Source organism: Bifidobacterium ramosum, assembly GCF_009299505.1.
GTDB classification, from domain to species: Bacteria; Actinomycetota; Actinomycetes; order Actinomycetales; family Bifidobacteriaceae; genus Bifidobacterium; species Bifidobacterium ramosum.
In genome coordinates, this window is sequence record NZ_WBSM01000001.1 from 620458 (window position 1) to 641940 (window position 21483).

At 64.2% G+C, this 21483-nt stretch carries 17 protein-coding genes; 6 read left to right on the forward strand and 11 right to left on the reverse strand.

Features of this window, described 5'->3' with window-relative positions:
* Window position 1: 1 nt before the first annotated feature.
* Window positions 2–727 (reverse strand): DUF969 domain-containing protein, encoded by a 726-nt coding sequence (locus DSM100688_RS02695; protein ID WP_152357592.1) that lies wholly within the window; start codon window positions 725–727, stop codon window positions 2–4.
* 284 nt (window positions 728–1011) lie between these two features.
* Between DSM100688_RS02695 and DSM100688_RS02700 the strand changes: the two genes are divergently transcribed.
* From DSM100688_RS02700 to DSM100688_RS02710, 3 genes are all read left to right on the forward strand, one after another.
* Complete coding sequence (locus DSM100688_RS02700; RefSeq protein ID WP_152357658.1) at window positions 1012–2613, forward strand: ABC-F family ATP-binding cassette domain-containing protein; 1602 nt, start codon at window positions 1012–1014, stop codon at window positions 2611–2613.
* A gap of 64 nt (window positions 2614–2677) precedes the next feature.
* On the forward strand, window positions 2678–3709 hold the full coding sequence (locus DSM100688_RS02705) for a cation diffusion facilitator family transporter (RefSeq protein WP_152357593.1): 1032 nt from the start codon (window positions 2678–2680) through the stop codon (window positions 3707–3709).
* Window positions 3710–3847: 138 nt separating this feature from the next.
* Window positions 3848–4975, forward strand: coding sequence for a 5-methyltetrahydropteroyltriglutamate--homocysteine S-methyltransferase (locus DSM100688_RS02710; RefSeq protein WP_152357594.1), 1128 nt, complete (start codon window positions 3848–3850; stop codon window positions 4973–4975).
* Window positions 4976–5172: 197 nt separating this feature from the next.
* Here the strand turns inward: DSM100688_RS02710 and DSM100688_RS02715 are convergent, their stop codons facing one another.
* From DSM100688_RS02715 to DSM100688_RS02725, 3 genes are all read right to left on the reverse strand, one after another.
* Window positions 5173–5940, reverse strand: a complete 768-nt coding sequence (locus DSM100688_RS02715; RefSeq protein ID WP_152357595.1) for a carboxymuconolactone decarboxylase family protein — start codon at window positions 5938–5940, stop codon at window positions 5173–5175.
* Window positions 5941–5993: 53 nt separating this feature from the next.
* Window positions 5994–6467: a MerR family transcriptional regulator gene (locus DSM100688_RS02720; RefSeq protein WP_152357596.1), complete on the reverse strand. Its 474-nt coding sequence runs from the start codon at window positions 6465–6467 to the stop codon at window positions 5994–5996.
* 305 nt (window positions 6468–6772) lie between these two features.
* Window positions 6773–7513, reverse strand: coding sequence for a TetR/AcrR family transcriptional regulator (locus DSM100688_RS02725; RefSeq protein ID WP_204316620.1), 741 nt, complete (start codon window positions 7511–7513; stop codon window positions 6773–6775).
* A 177-nt stretch (window positions 7514–7690) separates the two neighbouring features.
* Between DSM100688_RS02725 and DSM100688_RS02730 the strand changes: the two genes are divergently transcribed.
* Window positions 7691–9589: a bifunctional ADP-dependent NAD(P)H-hydrate dehydratase/NAD(P)H-hydrate epimerase gene (locus DSM100688_RS02730; protein ID WP_152357660.1), complete on the forward strand. Its 1899-nt coding sequence runs from the start codon at window positions 7691–7693 to the stop codon at window positions 9587–9589.
* Window positions 9590–9852: 263 nt separating this feature from the next.
* On the forward strand, window positions 9853–10485 hold the full coding sequence (locus tag DSM100688_RS02735) for an HAD family hydrolase (protein WP_152357597.1): 633 nt from the start codon (window positions 9853–9855) through the stop codon (window positions 10483–10485).
* Window positions 10486–10562: 77 nt separating this feature from the next.
* Here the strand turns inward: DSM100688_RS02735 and DSM100688_RS02740 are convergent, their stop codons facing one another.
* The 3 genes from DSM100688_RS02740 to DSM100688_RS02750 form a co-directional block, all read right to left on the reverse strand.
* The gene (locus DSM100688_RS02740) at window positions 10563–12476 is read right to left on the reverse strand and encodes an ABC transporter ATP-binding protein (RefSeq protein WP_152357598.1); all 1914 of its coding nucleotides are present in this window, start codon (window positions 12474–12476) and stop codon (window positions 10563–10565) included.
* Complete coding sequence (locus tag DSM100688_RS02745; RefSeq protein WP_240811831.1) at window positions 12476–14407, reverse strand: ABC transporter ATP-binding protein; 1932 nt, start codon at window positions 14405–14407, stop codon at window positions 12476–12478. Before DSM100688_RS02745 ends, DSM100688_RS02740 begins: the two co-directional genes overlap by 1 nt.
* A gap of 270 nt (window positions 14408–14677) precedes the next feature.
* Window positions 14678–15601 (reverse strand): LysR family transcriptional regulator, encoded by a 924-nt coding sequence (locus tag DSM100688_RS02750; protein WP_152357600.1) that lies wholly within the window; start codon window positions 15599–15601, stop codon window positions 14678–14680.
* Between the two features lie 385 nt (window positions 15602–15986).
* Here DSM100688_RS02750 and DSM100688_RS02755 point away from each other — a divergent pair, with 385 nt between their 5' ends.
* Complete coding sequence (locus DSM100688_RS02755; protein ID WP_152357601.1) at window positions 15987–17579, forward strand: ATP-binding cassette domain-containing protein; 1593 nt, start codon at window positions 15987–15989, stop codon at window positions 17577–17579.
* 225 nt (window positions 17580–17804) lie between these two features.
* Here the strand turns inward: DSM100688_RS02755 and pyrE are convergent, their stop codons facing one another.
* The 4 genes from pyrE to pyrF all read right to left on the reverse strand — a co-directional run bounded on the left by pyrE (window position 17805) and on the right by pyrF (window position 21420).
* Window positions 17805–18503, reverse strand: a complete 699-nt coding sequence (gene pyrE, locus DSM100688_RS02760) for an orotate phosphoribosyltransferase (RefSeq protein WP_033493561.1) — start codon at window positions 18501–18503, stop codon at window positions 17805–17807.
* A 70-nt stretch (window positions 18504–18573) separates the two neighbouring features.
* On the reverse strand, window positions 18574–19527 hold the full coding sequence (locus DSM100688_RS02765; protein WP_152357602.1) for a dihydroorotate dehydrogenase: 954 nt from the start codon (window positions 19525–19527) through the stop codon (window positions 18574–18576).
* Window positions 19528–19531: 4 nt separating this feature from the next.
* Window positions 19532–20362, reverse strand: a complete 831-nt coding sequence (locus tag DSM100688_RS02770; RefSeq protein WP_152357603.1) for a dihydroorotate dehydrogenase electron transfer subunit — start codon at window positions 20360–20362, stop codon at window positions 19532–19534.
* Between the two features lie 83 nt (window positions 20363–20445).
* Window positions 20446–21420, reverse strand: a complete 975-nt coding sequence (gene pyrF / locus DSM100688_RS02775; protein WP_152357604.1) for an orotidine-5'-phosphate decarboxylase — start codon at window positions 21418–21420, stop codon at window positions 20446–20448.
* Between the last annotated feature and the right edge of the window lie 63 nt (window positions 21421–21483).

Genomic DNA, 21483 nt, shown 5'->3' on the forward strand with positions numbered 1-21483 from the left:
GTCACGCCTCCTTGCCTGCGGTCGCGGCGGCGACCGTCTTGCCGCCGTCCGTCGCGTCGCCGTAGTACTTCCTGCGCAGTCGCGCGTCCTTGACGATGTAGTAGACGGCGGCCACGCCGACTGCGATCACCGCGACCGGGATCTCGATGACGGCCATGCGCAGCAGGTCGACGTCGTAGCCGAGCGGCTTCATCGTGGACTGCACGAGCAGCGCGCCGGCCGTGCCGACGAACAGCACCTGGCCGAAGAACCATGCGATGTTCTCCATGCCGGACGCCATGCCCTTGAGCTCCTCCACGTATTCGTCCTTGGGCTCGTGGCCGGCCGCTTCGATCGCGCCGACGGCCATCGGCATGATGACGGGCCGCACGAAGCCGGCCACGCCGCCGAAGCTCACGTTGAACGCGGCGAACACGAGACGCATCACGCCGTAGATCGCGATGACCATGCCGGGCGTCGCGTTCCTCACCTTGCCGATGAGCTGCGCGGCGGCGGTCTTCAGACCGTTGCGTTCCAGCGTGCCGGTGACGAGCAGCACGATGATGAAGATCGCCATGCTGCGGTTGGATACGAACGACGTGCCAAGCGTGGTGAGGAATCCGTCGACGCCGATGCCGCCGACGAGGGCCGTCACCACGGCGGCCACGATGATGATGAGAATCGCGTCGAGCTTCAGTGCGAAGCCGACGATCACGATCGCGATTCCCAGAAGCACCAGATAATCCATGCCGGTGTACCTCCTGAAATGGTTGACTGTCCGTGCGCCGGTAATGCTCGTGGCACCGTTGCACGCTGCCCATCCAGTGTAATGCGTGAACCTTCGCCATGTCGTCACGCCACGGCGGATGGCCGCGAATCCGCGTGATCACCGTCCGCTGTTCGGCACCCCTTCGCTATAGTGGACGGTTGGACTTTGCCTGCCGCGCGACATGCGGGCGGGCGCATGACGAGACGCGGATGCAACGCGACGGATACGACGACGCGACGAACGAGAAGGACGGACTGACAGGCATGGCCATCGAAGCGCAGGGACTTGAGATTCAGATCGGGGCGCGCACGCTCCTGCACCCGACCGACTTCCATGTGGCCAAGGGCGACAAGATCGGTCTGGTCGGCCGCAACGGCGCCGGCAAGACCACGCTGACGCGCGTTATCACCGGCGACATGCTGCCGTCCGCCGGCAAGGTGCGCGTCTCCGGCAAGCTTGGCTATCTGCCGCAGGATACGCATGCCGCCGACCAGACGCAAACCGCGCTTGACCGCATGATGAGCGCGCGCGACATCGCGACGATCATCGCACGCATGCGCAAATGCGAGAAGGAGATGACCGACCCGGATCCGGACGTGATGACGCGCGCGATGAACCGGTACGACAAGATCATGCAGGATTTCGACAAGGCCGGCGGCTACGCGGCGCAGTCCGAGGCGATCGCGATGGCCGACAGCCTCGGCCTGCCGCAGGACGTGATGAACCGCGAGCTGGGCACCCTGTCCGGCGGCCAGCGACGCCGCATCGAACTGGCCCGTATCCTCTTCTCCGACGCGGACACGTTGATCCTCGACGAGCCGACCAACCATTTGGACGCCGATTCGATCGAATGGCTGCGCGGGTTTTTGAAGAAGTTCGAAGGCGGATTCCTCGTGATCTCCCACTCGACCGAATTGCTGGACGAGGTCGTGAACAAGGTGTGGCATCTCGACGCGCAGCTCGGCCAGATCGACATGTACTCGCTCGGTTGGAAGGCGTACCTGCACCAGCGCGCCGTGGACGAGGAGCGTCGCCGTCGCGAACGCGAAGTCGCCGAGAAGAAGGCCGAACGGCTTATGAAGCAGGGCATCCGCCTGCACGCGAAGGCCACCAAGGCCGTCGCCGCGCAGAACATGATGCGCCGCGCAGAACGGCTCCTCGAAAACACGTCCGAGGCGCAGAAGAAGGAGAAGGTCGCCGACATCCGCTTCCCCGAACCCGCGCCCTGCGGCCGCACGCCGATCATGGCAAAGGACATCTCCAAGGCGTACGGTTCCAACATCGTGTTCGCCGGCGTGAACCTCGCCGTCGACAAGGGTTCGCGCGTGGTCATCCTCGGCTACAACGGCGCCGGCAAGACCACCACGCTGCGCTTGCTCGCGCACATCGAACAGCCCGACACGGGCACGGTCGAATACGGCCACGGCTGCAAGATCGGCTACTTCGCGCAGGAGCACGACACGCTCGACCTCAACGCCACCGTGCTTGAGAACCTCACCCACGTCGCCCCGGAATTGAATGACACGCAGGCGCGATCCATCCTCGGCTCGTTCCTGTTCTCCGGCGACGACGCGCTCAAGCCCGCCCGCGTGCTCTCCGGCGGCGAGAAGACGCGACTCGCGCTCGCCACGCTGGTTACTTCGCGCGCGAACGTGCTGCTGCTCGACGAGCCGACCAACAACCTCGACCCGGCGTCGCGCGACGAGATCCTCAAGGCCATTGCCAAGTACGAGGGCGCGATCGTGCTCGTCACCCACGACGAGGGCGCGGTGCAGGCGCTCAATCCGGAGCGTGTGCTGCTCATGCCCGACGGCGACGAGGATTTGTGGAACGACAGCTATCTGGAGCTTGTCGCCGAGGAGTGATTCCCGGTCCCCGATGCTCCTACAATGTGTGGTGTTTCAACACATCATGGGCAAGAGGGGAATCATGAGCGAAACACAGGGCCGGATCGCGTCCGGCGAGGGCGAAACCATCCAACAGCAGGCCAAACATGCGGGAGCCGCCGTCAAGGCGGCGCTCGCCGCGAACATCGGCGTCGCCGTCGCCAAACTGTGCGCGGCCGTATTCACCGGATCATCGGCCATGCTGTCCGAATCCGTGCATTCGATCGCCGACTGCTCGAACGAGATCGTTCTCATGATCGGCGGCCGCTTCTCGAAGCATCGCACCGACGGCGACCATCCGTTCGGCCTGTACCGCGCGAAATACCTCGCGTCGTTCGTCGTCGCCACGCTGCTGTTCTTCGTCGGCGGTTTCTTCTCCACTTCCGAGGCGGTCAAGAAGATCGTCGCCGTCATCGCCGATCCCACGTTGCGCGACGCCAACCGGATGGAACTGACGGCCGCGCTCGTCGTGGTCGCGGTCAGCGCCTGCCTCGAAGGCTACGGCCTGCATTCGAGCGTCAAGGAGGCGAACGAGCGCATGACGCGCACGCGCACGCCGCACATGGGCGTCTTCCGGTTCTGGCGGCGCACCAAGTCGGCCGAACTCGCCTCCGTCATCATGGAGGACACGCTCGCACTGATCGGCCTCTCGTTCGCCGGCGCCGGCATCGGATTGGCGATCGTGCTCGACGACGAGCTGTGGGATGCGATCGGCGGTCTGATGGTCGGCCTCGTGCTGATCGCCGGTTCGCTGCTGCTCGCGTTCAAGTCCGGCTCGCTGCTGCTCGGCGAGACCGTCGACCAGGTGACCCGTGACGAGATCGTCGCCGCGGTCACGTCGACGCCCGGCGTGAACCGGCTGCTCAACATGCAGACGATTCACATGTCCGAGGACGACATCCTGCTGTGTCTCAAGGTCGAGACGTCGAAGCTCGACCGCGACTACGACGTGGAGACGGTCGACAAGATCGAACGCTCGGTGCGCGGCGCGCTGCCGTGGTACCGGTTCGAAATCTACGTAGAACCTGACGTCTTCCGCCCGGAGGCACACCGCGGCGCGTCGGCGCGCGCCTAAGCATGGTCGACGCAACGACATGATTCCATCCGCAGGGAAATGGACTCCCGCGGGTGCCGTCGTTCGGGTTGCGGTAAGGTTACGCAACGTATCAACCGAATCGCAATGCGCAACCGATGCGCAAGATCGTGAGGAACCATGGCATATTCGCACAACGCGCCGTTCCGCGCCGACGTCGTCGGCAGCTACCTGCGTCCTGCCGAACTCAAGGCCGCCCGTGCCGACTATGAGGCCGGCAGGATCGACGCCGCCGCGCTCAAGGCCGTCGAGAACCGGTGCATCACCGAGCTCGTCGCCAAGCAGAAGGCCGCCGGGCTGCACGTCATCACCGACGGCGAGTTCCGCCGCGGCTGGTGGCATCTCGACTGCATGTGGGGCTTCGCCGGCGTGGAGAAGGTCGCCATCGACCAAGGCTACGTGTTCCACGACGAGGTGACCCGCGCCGAATCCGCCCGCCTGTCCGGCAAGATCGCGTTCGACGGCACGCACCCGTTCGTCGACCATTTCAAGTTCCTCAAGACTTTCGAGGATGACACGGTCGTGGCCCGCCAGACCATCCCCTCCCCCTCGCAGCTGTACGCCGAGCTGTTCCGCCCGGAGAACATCGCATCCGTGCACGAGTTCTACGGCGATGACCAGGCCGCCTACGACCATCTGGCCGACGACACGGCCGCCGCGTTCCACGGCCTGATCATGGCCCTGTACGAGGCCGGCTGCCGCAACGTGCAGCTCGACGACTGCACGTGGGGTATGTTCTGCGATCCGAACTTCAACAGCCACTACACCCCCGAGGAGTTCGCCGCCATGCAGGAGCAGTACGCGGCGATGAACAACGCGGCGATCGCCGACCTGCCGGCCGACCTCGTCATCACCACGCACGACTGCCGCGGCAACTACCATTCGACGTGGGCGTCCGCCGGCGGCTACTCGGTCGTAGCCGACGTGCTGTTCGGCAAGGAAAACGTGGCCGCGTACTATCTCGAGTTCGACGACGACCGTTCCGGCGATTTCGCCCCGCTCGCCAAGGTCACGGGAGACAAGAAGGTCGTGCTCGGCCTGATCACGTCGAAGAAGCCAGAACTGGAGGATCCCGAGGTCATCAAGGCGCGCATCGCCGAGGCCGCGCAGTACGTGCCGCTCGATCGCCTGTGCCTGTCCACCCAGTGCGGCTTCGCCTCCACCGAGGAGGGCAACAAGCTCACCGAGGAACAGCAGTGGGCCAAGATCGCGCTCGTCCAGTCCATCGCCAAGGAGGTCTGGGGCTGAGCACGCTCCTCGTGGCGGAAAACGCTCGCTGAGACGTGTCTCAGCGAGCGTTTTCCGCCACGCACGACCACCCGTATATCCGCGTGGCGGTTTTCGCTCGCTGACGGGCGCCTCAGCGAGCGAAAACCGCCACGAGAGACGTTGTCGATCCTCTTGCGGAGCGGAGCTGACCGAGGGGATCGGTCCAGCCTCCCCGCCTACTCACCGGCCTTCGCCGCCGCCTCATTGATGCAGCGGAGCGCGTTGAGCGTGCGCGGATAGCCGATGTACGGCATGCACTGCGAGACGACCGCGATCAGGAACGCCTTCTCGTTGCCGACCCTGAGATTCGCGCCCGCATGCGCGACCAGCTGCGGTTCGCAACCGCCCTGCGCCGCCAGGAAGCACAGCGTGATCATCTCGCGCTGGCGATGGTCCAGTCCGCCGCGCGTGTAGTAGTCTCCGAAGCAGTTGCCGGCCAGCCACTTGTTGATATGCCGCGTCTCCGCCGGACCGGAATGCGCGAAGCCGCGCATGTGCTCGCCGAAGATGTCGATCTGCGCCTTCTCCCCCGCGTCGGCGCGCGTCTCCGGCGTGGTGGTGGACTGCGGCGCGAGCGGCAATGCTATGTTCCTCGACTCGAACACCTCGTTGGTCTTCTTCAGGAACGGCAGTACACGCCCGAACCCGAGATAGGCGACCGCCTGATAGACGATCTCCTTGACCTCGACCGGCGTGACGCCGGCGTCCAACGTCACCGGCAGCATCAGCTCGTAGTCGTCGAGTCCCTGGCACCCGATCAGCGTGGCGAGGATCGCCATCGCCCGTGTCTCGTCGTCCAGATCGGGATGGTTCGCCCCCGGCTCGTTGATCACCTCGTCGTACGCGAAGTTCGAGAAGAACTCCACGAATTCGGGATCGGTCTGGGCCAGCGTCTTGCCGCTGTTCCAGAACTTGTTCATTGCGTTGCGCAGTCCGTCGAACATGATCGCTCCTTACAGATCAGGGATTGGTTCGTATACGTGGATTCGCACGGCGGTCACTGTCCGGCCTTGCCGCCGACCTGCAGTCGCTTGACTTTCTCCACGATGTCGCGGTTCTCCTCGAGCAGCTGTTCCGCATCCCGTTCGCGGCCTTCGGCGATGGCGCGCCAGTACAGCGTCTTGAACGAGACGTACGCCTGCTGCATGCGGATGCTTTCGGCACGTGCAGCCAGCCGCAGCGACTGGGCGTCGAGCAGTTCCATTTGCCGGCGTGCGCCCTCCGGACCGTCGAAGCGGTTCTTCAGATACTCGCGCATCGCGTCGATCGGCATGCCGGTGGCGGACAGGCAGGAGACGATGGAGATGGCTTCAAGGTCGTCGTCGGAGTAGGCGCGGTGGCCGGAGCTCGGGTCGCGGGCGATGGGGTCGATGATGCCGATCTGTTCGTAGTAGCGCAGCGTCGATTCGGGCAGGCCCGAGATCATCGATGCTTCGCGGATCGTGTGCCAGGTGGTGGTTGTGGTGCTCATGATTCGTACTCTAAATACTTCAAGTACTTGAAGTAAATCGACGACACGCCAGTCGCCACTGCGGAAACCTTGGGAAACACACGATGCGATATTTCATATGACATCGACTTACATATGAAACAGTATTATCCATATTTCATATGTAACTGAGTGTCATATGAAAATATACAGACAGTACCGCGCCCTACGAATGTGACGCGTGCATACAACAAAGGTCTCCGCCGCATCCGCAGACGGAGACCCCTCGACCGGTCGTCATCGCTTACTGATTGCCATCAACTGATCGGCGTCACCACCGACCGTCGTCACAGCAGCGCGCACGCGTCGGACGCGACCGACAGCAGCGTTCCAAGATCGGCATCGCCCGGCGTCGCACACCGTCGCTCCCACTCCAACAGCACCTCGACCGCGCCGGCGACCACCAACGTCACGGTCATCCGCAAGGCGAAATTCACATCGTCGCCTTGCGCATCCCGCCCCACGCGGCCATCGCCGCGCCGATCATCGCCGGCCACCATCCGCACGACCGCATCCGTCCACTGCGGGATGCGCGCATACAGTCCGGCCGTCAATGTGGCATCCGACCGCACGACACGCAGCCATGCCATCAACCCGTCCGCCTGCGCCTGACTGATCGCGCCGAAGGTCCCGGAAGCGACATGACGCGCCAGCTCGGCCGCGGATGTCGCAGCGTTCGCCGACGATACGACACGACGCAACGCGGCGAACGGTTCGCCGTCGAGGTCGAATCCGAAGATCAGATCCTCCTTCGCGGGAAAATACCGGAACAGCGTGATCGTCGACACCCCGGCCTCATCCGCGATCCGGCGCACGGTCACCGCCGCATACCCGTGCTGCGCGAACAGCCGCATCGCGGTCTCGCGTATCGTCCGCCGCGTCTCGTCGCGTTTGCGCCGCTGCCATCGCATCCGGGTCGCCGTCGCCTTCAACGAGATGCCGCGCTGGTCAAGCAACGTCCGAGAACCTCCGCCCGAGCGCCGCCCCTCCGCTTCACGCTCCACTCCCCCACCGAGCCGGTCCGCCATCGAAACTCCTCACGTTCCCAACACCATGCGCATATGCGTCCCATTGTAAAACCGGCACGCCGCTCGCAGCGTAAGCACAGCCGACCGGCGGGAACACGGGTAAAGTAGTGCAGACAGAAGCGGTTCGCCGCGCACTCACACGATTCACACAAGGGGGTTGGCATCATGGCCGAGATCATGGCTGGGCACAATGACGAGAACAGGTTGCACACGTTGCGGCACGCCGCATACGTCGCCGCCGACGTGCGCGCGATGGAACGCCCTCTGCTGGAGAACGGCGTGCCGTTGATGCGCATGGCGGCCACGGCCGTCGCCCATACGGTCGCCGACCTGTTGGACGCCGAGGGCATGGCCTTGGAGGACGCGCGCGTCACGCTGCTCGCCGGTGCGGGCGACAACGGCGGCGACGGCCTGTACGCGGCGGCCGCGCTGGCGGGCAACGGCGCGGCGGTGACGGCCGTGGCGGTGGGCCGCACGATCCACGAGGAGGCGTTCGCCGCGTTCGTACGCGCCGGCGGCAAGGTGCTCATCCTCGATCCGGCGTCCGAGATTCCCGGTTGCTCGGCCGGGTTCAGCGCGGGCGAGGCCGGCGAGCGCCTGCAGGCGGCGGTCGAGCTGGCGCGGCATTCGCATGTGATCATCGATGCGATGACCGGCATCGGCCTGTCCGGCACATTGCGCGGCATCGCCGGCACGATGGCCGCCTCACTCGGCGTGGACGGTACGGTGCCTGATCGTACGGCGTTGCCGGATGGCGACACGGCCGGCGAATTCCCGTTCGTCGTGGCCGTGGACGCGCCGTCCGGCGTGGGCATGGATGACGGCGCGATCACTGGACCGTATATTCCGGCCGATGTGACGGTGACGTTCGGTGCGCTCAAGCCGTGCGCGATCCTGCCGCCTGCTTCCTACGCGTGCGGCAAGGTGACGCTGGTCGATTTCGGGTTCGACATCGACGGCCACGCCCCGCTGGTCGAAGTGGTGTCGGGCGATAACGCGAGCGAGGCGATCCGCCTGCCGCGGCTGGCCGACACGAAGTATGCGCGTGGCGTGACGGGGCTGATCACCGGTTCGGTGCGCTACCCGGGCGCGGCGGTATTGTCGAGCCGGGCCGCGGCCGCGACGAACGTGGGCATGATCCGCTACATGGGTCCCGAGCGCACGCGCTCGATGGTGCTGGCCGCGGTGCCGGAGGCTGTGATCGGCAAGGGTCGCGTGCAGTCGTGGGTCGTGGGTTCCGGCGTGCCGGATGGTGCCGCGGACGAGGACGACATGGACGTGCAGCGACAGACGATCGCGAAGCTGCTGTCCCACTATGCGGTGGGCGAGGATGCGGCCGATCCCGATCTCGCGTTCGAGATGCCGCCGGTCGTCGTGGATGCGGGCGCGTTGGATCTGCTGCCGGACGAGGTGCCGCCGCAGGTGGTCGTCACGCCGCATGCGGGCGAGCTGGCGGCGTTGCTGGTTGATCGCGGTGAGGATGTGGACGCGCATGACGTGCAGTTGGAGCCGTTGCGTTGGGCGGTGCGCGCGCATGAGCTGACCGGTGCGACGGTGCTGCTCAAGGGCGCGGTCAGCATTGTGGTCGGCGAGGTCGAGGATGCGAATGACGACGACGCCACCGTTCGACCGACGGTGACGGGCGGCGGCGTGGACGCGCAGGCGGCGCGACGCAGGACGGCCGGCTCGCTGGATGGCGACGAGGCGGACGACATCGAGTTCGAGGGCGCCGGTGACGCCGCGGCGACGGCCGGCGGACGCGTGCGGATTCTGGTCGCCGGCCGCGCGCCGGCGTGGCTGGGCACCGCCGGCGCGGGCGACGTGCTGGCCGGCATGACCGGCGCGCTGCTCGCCCAGCAAGATGAGGATGCGTCGATCGTCGAGACGGTGGCGGACGCCGCGTACCTGCACGGTTATGCGGCGGCGATCGCGTCCGCGTCCGATCAGCGCGGGTTCAATCCGCCGACGGTGTACGGCACGGCGCCGAGCCGTTCGGTCGGTTCGCTCGGCCATCCGATCGTCGCCTCCGATGTGGTGGCCGCGATCCCGGCCGCATTCCATAAGCTGCTGTCCTGACCGGTTGGCCGATCGGGCAGTCGATCGACACCCCGTCCGAAAACGCCCCGCCCATCCCCTCCTCGCAATCATATGGGAGGGCAACCTCGGGCTGCACACGCAAACCGTTCCGTTCACGTGTGCAGCCCGAGGTTGCCCCGGGTGGTTTCCTGTGGTTGCACACACCGGCCGGCCCTCCGGCGTGTGCAACCACAGGAAACCACCGTCACAAGCAGCCGCTATGTTGGTAAGCATCCATCTCCAGAGCAGTCCAAGGAGCGTTCATGTCCGACCAGTCCCACATCACCGACGTCATTTTCGATTTCTGCGGCGTTCTGCTCGACTGGCAGACCCGTGCCTGTCTGGAAGGCCATTTCCCCGACGACGTGGTGGCCGCGATCTGCGCCGACGACGATCCGCACGGCTTCTTCCACTACGAGGATCGCATGGACGCCGGCGAGGATTTCGCCAGCATCTACCCGGATGTCGTGCGCGAGCAGGGCGAGGACATCGCGCGGATCTTCCAGTACTACATCGACCATTACGATGACGCGCTGCCGCGCACACTGCCCAGCATGGTCGAACTACTCGAGGACCTCAAACGCCACGGCTACGGCGTGTGGGGCCTGACGAATTGGTCGCATGAAACGTTCCATCTTGCGTTCGAGAAGTTCCCGCATCTGGCCGAACTGCTGAACGGCACGGTCGTCTCCGGCGTGGAGAAGATGCACAAACCGAACGCCGACATCTACGAACTCGCGCTGACCCGTTTCGGCCTTGACGCCGGACAATGCGTGTTCTTCGACGACACCGCGAAGAACGTGGTCGGCGCGAACGAGGTCGGCATCCACGGCATCCTCTTCGAAAACGCACTGCAGGCCCGCGAATCCCTCGCCGCGCTGGGCGTGCGCCTGTAGTAACAATCTCATATCGATAAGAAGGAAGCCTGTATGCACGCATGCCGTGCATACAGGCTTCCTTCTTACCACTCCTTTTACCGCTTCGTTCCCTTCAAGCCGGTGTACAGCGTGTAGTAGCGGCCCTGCTGGGCGATGAGCTCGTCGTGCGTGCCGCGTTCGATGATGCGGCCCGCCTCGATCACCATGATGCAGTCGGCGTTGCGGATCGTGGACAGCCGGTGCGCGATCACGAACGTGGTGCGTCCCTTCATGAGCTCGTCCATGCCGGCCTGCACGAGCGACTCGGTGCGCGTGTCGATCGACGAGGTCGCCTCGTCCAAAATCAACGCGGGCGGGTCGGCCACGGCGGCGCGCGCGATCGCGAGCATCTGCCGCTGGCCTTGACTCAGCGACGCGCCGTCGCCGGTCAGCTGCGTGTCATAGCCGTTCGGCAGCTTCTCGATGAACGTGTGCGCGTTGGCGAGCTTGGCCGCGGCGATCACCTCCTCATCGGTCGCGTCGAGCCGGCCGAAGCGAATGTTCTCCATGATCGATCCGGAGAACAGATGCGTGTCCTGCAGCACCATGCCGAGCGACCGGCGCAGGTCGGACTTGTGGATGTCGGCGATGTCGATGCCGTCGTACGTGATCGTGCCGGAGTCGATGTCGTAGAATCGGGTGATCAGGTTCGTGATCGTCGTCTTGCCGGCGCCGGTCGAGCCGACGAGCGCGATCTTCTGGCCTGGTTTGGCGAACATCGTCATGTCGTGCAGGATCGTCTTGCCGGGCACGTAGCTGAACGTCACATGATCGAGTCGGATGTCGCCGCGCATCGGCACGATCCGCCCATCCGACGAACGCCAACCCCACTGATCGGTACGGTCGTCCGTCTCGTGCAACGCACCGGTCGCAGCGTCGCGACGCACACTCACCAGCGTGGTCTTGCCGTCGTCCGATTCGACTTTCTGGTCGAGCAGCTTGAAGATACGGTCCGCGCCGGCCAAGCCCATGACGATCGCGTTGAGCTGCTGGCTGACCTGGCTGATCGGCATCGTGAAGCTCTTGACGAACGTCAGGAAGCTCACCAGTCCGCCCAGCGTGAGTCCGGTCACGCCGTTGACGGCAAGCCAGCCGCCGACGAGCGCGCACAGGACATACGCCACATAGCCGAGCTGGTTGTTGATCGGCCCGAGGAAGCCGGAGAACATGTTCGCCTTGTTGGACGCGTCGAACAGCCGGTCGTTGCGTTCGCGGAAATCGGCTTTGGCCGCGGACTCGTGCGTGAACACCTTGACGACCTTCTGACCGCTCATCATCTCCTCGACGTAGCCGTTGAGCTCGCCGACCGACTTCTGCTGGCGGGAGAAATACGTGCCGGACTTACCGGTCATGACCTTCGTCATCCAGATCATGAGACCGGACACGACGAGCACGACCACGGTCAGCGGCACGCTCAGGTAGATCATGCTGAACAGGATCATGACGATGCTGAACACCGAGTTGATGATCTGCGGGATGGACTGCGAGACCATCTGGCGCAGCGTGTCGATATCGTTGGTGTACAGGCTCATCACGTCGCCGCGCGTGTTCGTGTCGAAGTAGCCGAGCGGCAGACGCTGCATGTGCGTGAACATGCGGTTGCGCAGCTTCATCATGAACCCTTGCGTGATGAACGCCTTGAGCACGGCGCTCACCGCGTTGGCGACGATGCCGGCCGCGTAGATCGACGCCATCACGCCGATCGCGCCGAGCAGCGGGCCGAAGTCGTGGTCGTGCGAGGTGAGCATCGGCGTGATGTAGTTGTCGATGAGCGTCTGGAAGAACAGGTTGCCGCGCACCTGCGCGTAGATCGTGACGACGATGAGCGCGATCACGATGCCGTACTGCACGCCGTACATGCCGAACACGAACCGCATGAGCCGCATGAAGATGCGGAATGGATGGTCGAGTTCGCGTCCCTGTTTCGCGCCGGCGGCCATACGGCCGGCATTGCCACGTGGACCGGGCATCAGCGCACCTCCTTGTCGTCGACATCGTTTCGGACGTCATCCTGTGTGTCGCCGGTTACGGCGTTCGTATCGTTCGCGTCACTCGCCGCACCCGTCACCTCCGACGACAGCTGCGCGAACTGCTCCTCGTCGAAGTCGCCGCCGCCCTGCGTCTGCAGTTCGACGATGCTACGGTAGATCTCGTTCGATCGCATGAGCTCGTCGTGCGTGCCGACGCCGCTGATCCGCCCGTCGTCGAGCACGACGATCATGTCCGCATCCTGCACGCTGGAGATGCGCTGCGCGATGATGATCTTCGTCACGTCGGACATCTGGCTGGCGAATGCATGCCGGATCTTCGCGTCGGTGCCGGTGTCGACCGCGGATGTCGAATCGTCCAGGATCAATACCTTCGGGTCCTTGAGCAGCGCACGCGCGATGCACAGGCGCTGCTTCTGGCCGCCGGAGAAGTTCTGGCCGCCCTGCTCGACCTTCGACTCGTAGCCGTCGGGCAGCCTGTCGATGAATTCGTCGGCGCAGGCGATCGCGCACGCGCGCCTGCAGTCGTCGACGGTCGCGTTCGGGTTGCCCCAGCGCATGTTGGACAGGATCGTGCCGGAGAACAGCACGTTGTTCTGCAATACGACGGCGACCTTGTCGCGCAGCACGGTGCGGTCGTAGTCGCGCACATCCACGCCGCCGACCGTGAGACTGCCGCCGGTGACGTCATACAGGCGCGGGATGAGGTTCACGAGCGTGGTCTTGGACGAGCCGGTGCCGCCGATCACGCCGACGACCGAGCCGGACGGGATCGTCAGGTTGATGTCGGTGAGCACGTTCTCGGGGCCTTTGGCGATGAGCTGGCGGGTGGCTTCGATGCGACGCTTCGCGGCCGGGTCATTTTCCGAGAGCTTGACGGCCGGATAGGCGAAGTCGACGTGACGGAACTCGATCGAGCCGTCGCGTACCTGTTCGACCGGATGCGCGGCGACGGGCATGTCGTCCTTCTCCTCGAGCACTTCGGCGATGCGGCGGGCGCTGGCGGACGACATGGTGATCATCACGATCGTCATCGACAGCATGACCAGGCTCATGAGGATGTTCATGCAGTACATGAGCAGACTGGTCAGGTCGCCGGTGGTGAGCTGGTCCTGCACGATGAGGTGCGAGCCGACCCAGCTGATGAGCAGCAGACACCCCCACACGGTGGTCTGGATGATCGGGTCGACGGCGGCGAGCACGAGCTCGGCTTTGAGGAAGATGTCGTAGATGCGCTTCGACGTGGCCTTGAACACGCGCGTCTGCATGCCTTCGCGGGCGAACGCCTTAACCGCGCGCATGGCGGTAACGTTCTCCTCGACGGACTCGTTCATCGCGTCGTATTCGGGGAACGCCTGGCGGAAGTATTTCGCGGCGATGTTCATGAGGATGCCGAGGATGGTGCCGAGCACGACGACCGCGCCGAGGTAGATCAGGGCCATCGTACCGGAGACGACGAACGCCATGCACATGGCGATGATGAGGCTGGAGAACGCGCGCGGCACCATACGCAGGATCATCATGAACGCGTTCTGGATGTTCATCACGTCGGTGGTGAGGCGGGTCACGAGGCTCGGCGTGGAGAACCGGTCGATGTTCGAGAACGAGAACGTCTGAATGTTGTCGTACTGGTCCTGGCGCAGGTTCTTCGCGAAGCCGGTCGCAGCACGCGAACCAAACACCGAGCCGAGACACCCGACGGTCAGGCCGCACAGAGCCATGAGCACCATGAGCCCGGCCGTGCGGGAGATCACGCCCATGTCGCCCTTCTCGACGCCTTGATCGATGAGCGTGGCCATGAGCAGCGGGATGATCATCTCGCATGCCACTTCGCCTATCATCCATATCGGCGTCAGGATCGAATCCCGTTTGAATTCGCCGACATGTCGCAACAGTATTCGTACCGTCTTCACTTGCCGTTCCTTTGATGATGGTCGCTGCGTTGCCGGGCGGCTGTGCCGGACGCAACGGTTGTGAACGCAAACAAGACTAGCAACACCGCAGGCCGGCGCGTTTCGCCGTATCCCATATGCCGGTCATCCCCGCCGAAAACCGTCATAACGACACTTGCGGTACTGTTCTATACTACAACAGAACAGTACCGCAAGTGTTATATATACAGTTGCGAATCGCTTGCAATCAAGCCGATTCGCAACAGCCTTCCGTCTCGGCCGAGCCATCGATCAGTCGATCAGCTTGTACCCGTGCGAGGCGACCACCGACTTGAGTTTCGACAGATAGTCCTCCGCCGCCTTCGACAGCTTCGCGCGCTCGTTGGTGATCCAGCCGACGAGCATCGTCTCATCCGAGTCGAGCGGCACGGTGACGATCTTCTCGTTGTTGAGATCGCCATTGTCGATGCCGGTGCACACCGTGTAGCCGTTGAGACCGACGATGAAGTTAAGGATCGTCGCACGGTCGGTCACGTTGATCTGCTTCGGATTGTATTCGGGCCACACGGCCTCTTCCGCGAAGTAGAAGCTGCCGTCCTCGCCCTGCTCGTACTGGATGAACGGATAGGGCTTCAAGTCCTCCATCGTGAGCTTCTTCTTGCCGGCCAGCGGGTTGGTGCGGGCAAGGAACACGTGCAGCGGGGCGCGGAACAGCGGATGGAATTCGAGGTGCTTCTCGCGCAGCAGCTTGCCGATCACGTCCTTGTTGAAGTCGGACAGGTACAGGATGCCGATCTCGGAGAGCATGTTGGCGACCTGGTTGATGATGTCCTTGGTACGCGTCTCGCGGATCGTGAACTCGTATTCGTCGGACTTGATCGAGTTGATCATCTCGACGAACGCCTCGACGGCGAACATGTAGTGCTGGGTGGACACGGAGCACAGCTGTTTGCGCGGCTTCGCGTTCTTGTAGCGCTCCTCGAGCAGGGCGGCCTGATCGAGTACCTGACGCGCATAGGTGAGGAACTCCGCGCCGTCGACGGTCAGGGCGATGCCCTGCGACGAGCGGGTGAAAATCTCGATGCCCAGCTCGTTCTCGAGTTCCTTCACGGACGAGCTCAACGCGGGCTGCGAGACGTACAGTTCATGCGAGGCCTCGTTCATCGACCCGCACTCCACGATCTTGACGATATATTTCAGCTGCAGCAGTGTCATAACCTACGTTTATACCATCCGCCCGCTACGTGAGGCGCGTTTATAAGTCCGATTCCCGTGTATGATGTGAAGCGTTCAGACAAAACATCGGCGGCTCGATATGCCAGAATCGCCGGAACGGCAAGGACTTACTTACGTTGATTATTCGATAAGCGGCACCGGCGGACGGCTTCACGGGTGAGGCATATCCGTATGGACACGCTTGTCGCACGGCTCCGCGCATGGATTCGCTTCGAATCGAATCCATGGCGGCGTCGCCGTCCTTGCATATGCCGTTCGCTTATTGGTGCCATACGCAATCACATCCATCACGCCGCGGACCGTCGTCCCGCAATCATCAGCGTGACGCCGGTCCACGGCAAACGTACCGCATTGGAGCACCATAATGTCACCGAATTCCGTACTCGCACTGTCCCATATCACCTTTACCTATCCCGAAGCTCCGGAACCGCTGTTCACCGACATATCGGTCACGTTCCCCCGCGGCTGGACGGCCGTATTGGGCGACAACGGCATCGGCAAAACCACGCTGATCCGCATTGCGCTCGGCCGTCTCCGTCCCGATTCCGGCGCCATCTCCCCCGCCCCGGGCGGCATCGTCGCCGGATACTGTCCGCAGAACACGGACGAGACGCCGGCGAATCTGGACGATTTCGCCAACGACTGGTCACCGGAGGCATTGGCCATCCGTCGCGATCTCGGCATCGGCGACGACTGGCCATGGCGCGTGGATACCTTGTCCGGCGGCGAGGCGAAACGACTGCAGATCGCATGCACGCTGGCATTGCACCCGGACGTGCTCGTGCTGGACGAGCCGACGAACCATGTGGACGCGATGACCCGCGAGCGCATCATCGCCGCGTTGCGCGCGTTCGACGGCATCGGCGTTCTCGTATCGCATGACGTGGCGTTGATGGACGCGGTGGCCGACCGTTGCGCGTTCTTCGAGCGCGACCATGTGCGCGGAAGAAATGTGACCGTCGTGCGAACGCGTCCGGGCAACTATGCCGTCGCATCAGCCAGCGCGGCGATCGACCGGCAGTCCGCGGATGCGATGTTGCGCGACGCTCGCCGCGAATCCGCGCGACTGTCGTCGGTCAAGACACAGCGCAAGCATGATGCGACGTTGGAGGTGTCGTCGGCCAGGAATCATCGGTTCGTCGATCCCAAGGACCATGACGCGCGCAGTGCGATCAAGTACAACCACAATCCGAGCAGTCTCGGACCGGCGAGCGCCCGCATCGACGCACAGGTCGAGGCCGCGCAGGAACGTGCGGCGGACATCGTCACCGCGGCAAAACGCTATGACGGCGATCTCTGGATGGATGCCGAGTCGAGCAGCCGACGCGAACTGGCGCGGCTGCCGGAAGGATTCATCGCCTATGGGACCGACGGTGATGGAAACCGCGGCGAGAACGTTTCCGGCAGCGGTGTCACCATTCCGATGCTGACGGTCGGCGCGCACGATCATATCGGCATCAATGGCCCGAACGGCACCGGCAAAACCACGCTGGTCAAGGCACTATTGCGTGCGGTCACGCAGGACGAGCAGCGTACCGGGCTTCCTGTACCGCGGCTGACGATCGCACAGAACACCACGTCTGAGGATGCCCGATGGGCGATGGAAACGTTGGGCGCATTACCGGCAAAGGAACGCGGCGTCGTGCTGTCGTCCGTCGCGCAACTCAATGCCGACCCGGATCGGCTGCTTGCCGGCGGCAACCCGTCGCCGGGCGAACTGCGCAAACTGCTGCTGTGCCTGGGGCTACGTCGGCATCCGCATCTGATCGTCATGGACGAGCCGACGAATCATCTTGATCTGCATTCGATCCAAGCGTTGGGCCGCGCGCTGGCGCGGTACCCTGGCGCGCTCATCCTCGTCTCCCATGACGAGTGTTTTCTCAGGCAGACCACCACGATCCGCTGGTCATTGCATCCAAGTCCCCACGGGTACGCGCACCTGCATGTTCGCAACTGAACTAGCCGGCGACGCATCAGACATCGCATGAAGGCCGTAACTCAACATGTACACGACATTCATGTTGAGTTACGGCCTTCTCCGAGCCCCGCAACGACCGTAACTCAACAGTATGATGACGTTCTTGTTGAGTTACGGTCGTTTCGGACATGAAAAACGGCCGTATCTCAACATGTTGACGATGATGATGCTGAGTTACGGCCGTACGATGTCGCGCGTGGGGAATCAGGCGCCGTACTGGGCGAGGTAGGCGTCGGCGGCGGCCTTGATCTCGGGTGTCACGTACGGTTCGCCGGACGCGGTGGTGATGTGCTGGCCGGCCTCGAAGATCTCGCGCACGTTGGCGATGGCGAACACCGGGAAGCCGAACTCGGCCTCGACGGCCTTGACGGCGGACAGGTCGGAGTCCTTGGTCTTCTCCATGCGGTCGACCGAGAGCACGAGGCCCACGACCTCGACGTCCGCTTCGGCCTTGAGCTTGGGGATGACCTCGCGCACGGCGGTGCCGGCGGTCATCACGTCGTCGACGAGCAGCACCTTCATACCGTCCTTGAGCTGCGTGCCGACCATCATGCCGCCGTCGCCGTGGTCCTTCTTCTCCTTGCGGTCGAACGTGTAGCCGATCTCCATGCCGTGCGCGGAGGTCAGCGCGATCGCGGTGGACACGCCCAGTGGGATGCCCTTGTACGCCGGGCCGAACACGGTGTCGATGTCGGCGGGCAGATTGCCGGCCTTGATTTCCTCGGCGATCTTCTCGGCGTAGAACGCGCCGAGCGTGGCGATCTTGCGACCGTCGTTGAACGCGCCCGCGTTGATGAAGTACGGGGACTTGCGGCCGGACTTCAGGGTGAAGTCGCCGAACTTGAGCGCCTGCGAGTCGAGCAGGAACTCGGTGAAGCGATGGTCGAGCGATGCGGTGGTCATGATGTTCTCCTTATCGAAACCGCGGCTCCCCGGTGGAACGGGGAGCCGAAACATACGTCATACGGTGCCGTCAGCGCCAGGTCTCGCCCGCGGCGAGCTTCGCCGCAAGCTCCGGACGTGAGTCGAGCAGGTCGTCGAGTTCGCGCGCCACGCGGATCGGCGCGGTCGGATCGTACAATGCGGCCGCGCCCACTTCGACGGCGTTCGCGCCGGCGTACAGGAATTCGAGCGCCTTCTCGCCGGAGTCGATGCCGCCGATGCCGATGATCGGGATGTCCGGCAAGGCCTGGCGCACGCGCCATACGAAGCCGAGCGCGATCGGGAAGATCGCCGGGCCGCTCACGCCGCCGGTGCGGTTGGAGATGATCGGCTCGCCGGTGCGGATGTCGATGCGCATGCCGACGAGCGTGTTAATCAGGCTCAGCGCGTCCGCGCCCGCTTCGGCGGCGGCGCGTGCGATGGTCGCGATGTCGGTCACGTTCGGCGACAGCTTGACGATCATCGGCTTGGACGTGAGCTTGCGCAGGTGGCCGATGAGTCGGCTCAATGCGACCGGGTCGGTGCCGACGGACATGCCGCCGTGGCTCACGTTCGGGCAGCTCACGTTGATTTCGAGCATGTCGGCCGGCGAGTCGGCGAGTTTGGCGACGACCTGCGCGTAGTCGTCGTCGCTGTGGCCGGCGACGTTGGTGACGACGGTCGCGCCGAGTTCCTTGAGCTTGGGCAGTTCGTCGACGAGATAATGGTCGACGCCGGGGTTCTGCAGGCCGACCGCATTGACCATGCCGGCCGGGGATTCGGCCGTGCGCGGGCCGGGATTGCCTTCCCACGGCACCGGGGAGACGCCTTTGGTGGAGATCGCGCCCATCTGGCTCACGTCGTAGAACCAGCGGCAGGCGGCCAGCTGGAACGTGCCGGACGCGGTGCCGACCGGGTTCTTCCATTCGACGCCGGCGACGACGGTCTTATGCTTCCACTCGTACTTCTCGTACACGTTGATCGGGGTGTTGCCGTTCTCGGTCATCGTCTCACGCCTCCCATCCGAGCTGTTCCGCGGTGAACACCGGGCCGTCCGAGCACACCTTCTTGCGGCCTTCCACGGTATCGACCACGCACACCACGCAGGTGCCGTAGCCGCAGCCCATGCGTTGCTCCATGCTCAGCTGGCTCGGGATGTCGCGCTTGGACGCCCACTGCGCCACCGCCTTCATCATCGGCAGCGGACCGCAGGACAGGATCACCGGCGCAAGACCGTCGCGACTGAGTTCGCCGGCGGCTTCCATCCGGTCGAGCAGCGTGATGACGTTGCCTTCGGATTCGTCGATGCTCACCGTCGCGTCCGCGTAACGGGATACGTACTGGTCGGCGAAGTGATCGTTGCGGTAACCGAACACGGCGGTGGTGCGCACGCCGTCGTTCGACTGGAGATGCTGTGCGGTGTAGATGAGCGGCGGCACGCCGAGACCACCGCCGACGAGGATGTAATGCGACGCGGTCTTCGTGTTGAACGGACGACCGAGCGGGCCGAGCACGTCGATATGGTCGCCGGCCGTAAGTCCGGAGAATTCGGCGGTACCCTTGCCGACGACGGCGAAGATGACGCTCACCAGATCGCCGTCCACTTCGCTTACGCCGAACGGGCGCGGCAGCAGTTTCATCGGATCGTGGCTGAACAGGTTCACGAACTGCGCCGGACGGGCGTGCTTCGCGATGTACTGATCACGGAACGTGAGACGGTACACGCCGTCGGTGAGTTTCGTGACCTCGGTGATCTCGACCGTATGGCGGCCGGGGAAATAGCCGGCTTCGGTCGCTTCGGCGACCACGTCGGCGGTGGGGGTGAAGGTTGCTGTAGGCATTGCTTCCGTGATTCTCCTCGTCTGCATCAATCTATTCAGCGCCAATATTCCAGCTTACGCTAAGGTCTGCCGCAGCCACCGGCTTACCGGTACACGTTCACGCGCAGATCGTCGCGCATGTCGCCGGCGGCCTGACGTGCCGCGGAGGCGACCAAATCGAGCGCCTCATCCGCGCTCATGTCCTCGTGGTAGTCGCCGGTCTTCTTCCATGCACCGATGATGCCGCGCGACGAGTTGACGATCGCACCGGAACCGTTCTTGTCGAACATGCCGGCGACACCCGCGGCCGTGCCGCCCTGTGCGCCGTAGCCGGGCACGAGGAAGAACGTGTGCGGCATGCGTTCGCGCAGCGCCGCGCCTTCCTCGGGGTGGGTGGCGCCGACGACCGCGCCGACGCGCGAGTAGCCGTGGCTGCCGATGGTCGCGCTCCCCCAGCCTTCGACCAGGTCGGCGACGTGCTCATAGAGCTTGCCGCCGTCGGCGAGGTCGAGTTCCTGCAGTTCCTTGCTGGACGGGTTCGACGTGCGCACGAGCACGAAGATGTCCTTGTCAGCGGCCGCCGCCGCGTCCACGAACGGCGTGATGCCGTCGGTGCCGAGGTACGGGTTGACGGTGACCGCATCCTCATGCCACGGGTCGAACGGCTGCATGCCGTCCTCGAAGCCCGCGACGCCGCTCAGGTGTCCGGCGTAGGCGGCGGCGGTCGAGCCGATGTCGCCGCGCTTGATGTCGCCGAGCACATAGAGCCCCTGCTGCTGCGCGTATTCGCAGGTCATCGTGTACGCGTCGACGCCGGCCGGGCCGATCGCCTCGTACATGGCGATCTGCGGTTTGACGGCGGGCACGATGTCGGCGACCGCGTCGATGATCGCACGGTTGAATTCGAAATAGGCGACGGCGAGTTGCGCGGCCGGGATTTCGGCCGGATCCTCGACGGAGTCGCGCACTTCGTCGGCGAACGATGCGACGACCTGCGGCGGCACGAGCGCCGGCGTCGGGTCAAGTCCGACCACGCTCGGGTTCTGCGCGTTCTCGATCGCTTCGATCAGTCGATCCATAAACGTTGTCCTTTCGTTGGGAAGAGTGATGGTGGCCACCGTTGATGCGGCTCCCCTCTATGA

Coding starts and splice junctions, on each gene's coding strand:
- DSM100688_RS02695 (WP_152357592.1), bottom strand. CDS start 727: ATGGATTATCTGGTGCTTCTGGGAATCGCGATCGTGATCGTCGGCTTC.
- DSM100688_RS02700 (WP_152357658.1), top strand. CDS start 1,012: ATGGCCATCGAAGCGCAGGGACTTGAGATTCAGATCGGGGCGCGCACG.
- DSM100688_RS02705 (WP_152357593.1), top strand. CDS start 2,678: ATGAGCGAAACACAGGGCCGGATCGCGTCCGGCGAGGGCGAAACCATC.
- DSM100688_RS02710 (WP_152357594.1), top strand. CDS start 3,848: ATGGCATATTCGCACAACGCGCCGTTCCGCGCCGACGTCGTCGGCAGC.
- DSM100688_RS02715 (WP_152357595.1), bottom strand. CDS start 5,940: ATGTTCGACGGACTGCGCAACGCAATGAACAAGTTCTGGAACAGCGGC.
- DSM100688_RS02720 (WP_152357596.1), bottom strand. CDS start 6,467: ATGAGCACCACAACCACCACCTGGCACACGATCCGCGAAGCATCGATG.
- DSM100688_RS02725 (WP_204316620.1), bottom strand. CDS start 7,513: ATGGCGGACCGGCTCGGTGGGGGAGTGGAGCGTGAAGCGGAGGGGCGG.
- DSM100688_RS02730 (WP_152357660.1), top strand. CDS start 7,691: ATGGCTGGGCACAATGACGAGAACAGGTTGCACACGTTGCGGCACGCC.
- DSM100688_RS02735 (WP_152357597.1), top strand. CDS start 9,853: ATGTCCGACCAGTCCCACATCACCGACGTCATTTTCGATTTCTGCGGC.
- DSM100688_RS02740 (WP_152357598.1), bottom strand. CDS start 12,476: ATGCCCGGTCCACGTGGCAATGCCGGCCGTATGGCCGCCGGCGCGAAA.
- DSM100688_RS02750 (WP_152357600.1), bottom strand. CDS start 15,601: ATGACACTGCTGCAGCTGAAATATATCGTCAAGATCGTGGAGTGCGGG.
- DSM100688_RS02755 (WP_152357601.1), top strand. CDS start 15,987: ATGTCACCGAATTCCGTACTCGCACTGTCCCATATCACCTTTACCTAT.
- pyrE (WP_033493561.1), bottom strand. CDS start 18,503: ATGACCACCGCATCGCTCGACCATCGCTTCACCGAGTTCCTGCTCGAC.
- DSM100688_RS02765 (WP_152357602.1), bottom strand. CDS start 19,527: ATGACCGAGAACGGCAACACCCCGATCAACGTGTACGAGAAGTACGAG.
- DSM100688_RS02770 (WP_152357603.1), bottom strand. CDS start 20,362: ATGCCTACAGCAACCTTCACCCCCACCGCCGACGTGGTCGCCGAAGCG.
- pyrF (WP_152357604.1), bottom strand. CDS start 21,420: ATGGATCGACTGATCGAAGCGATCGAGAACGCGCAGAACCCGAGCGTG.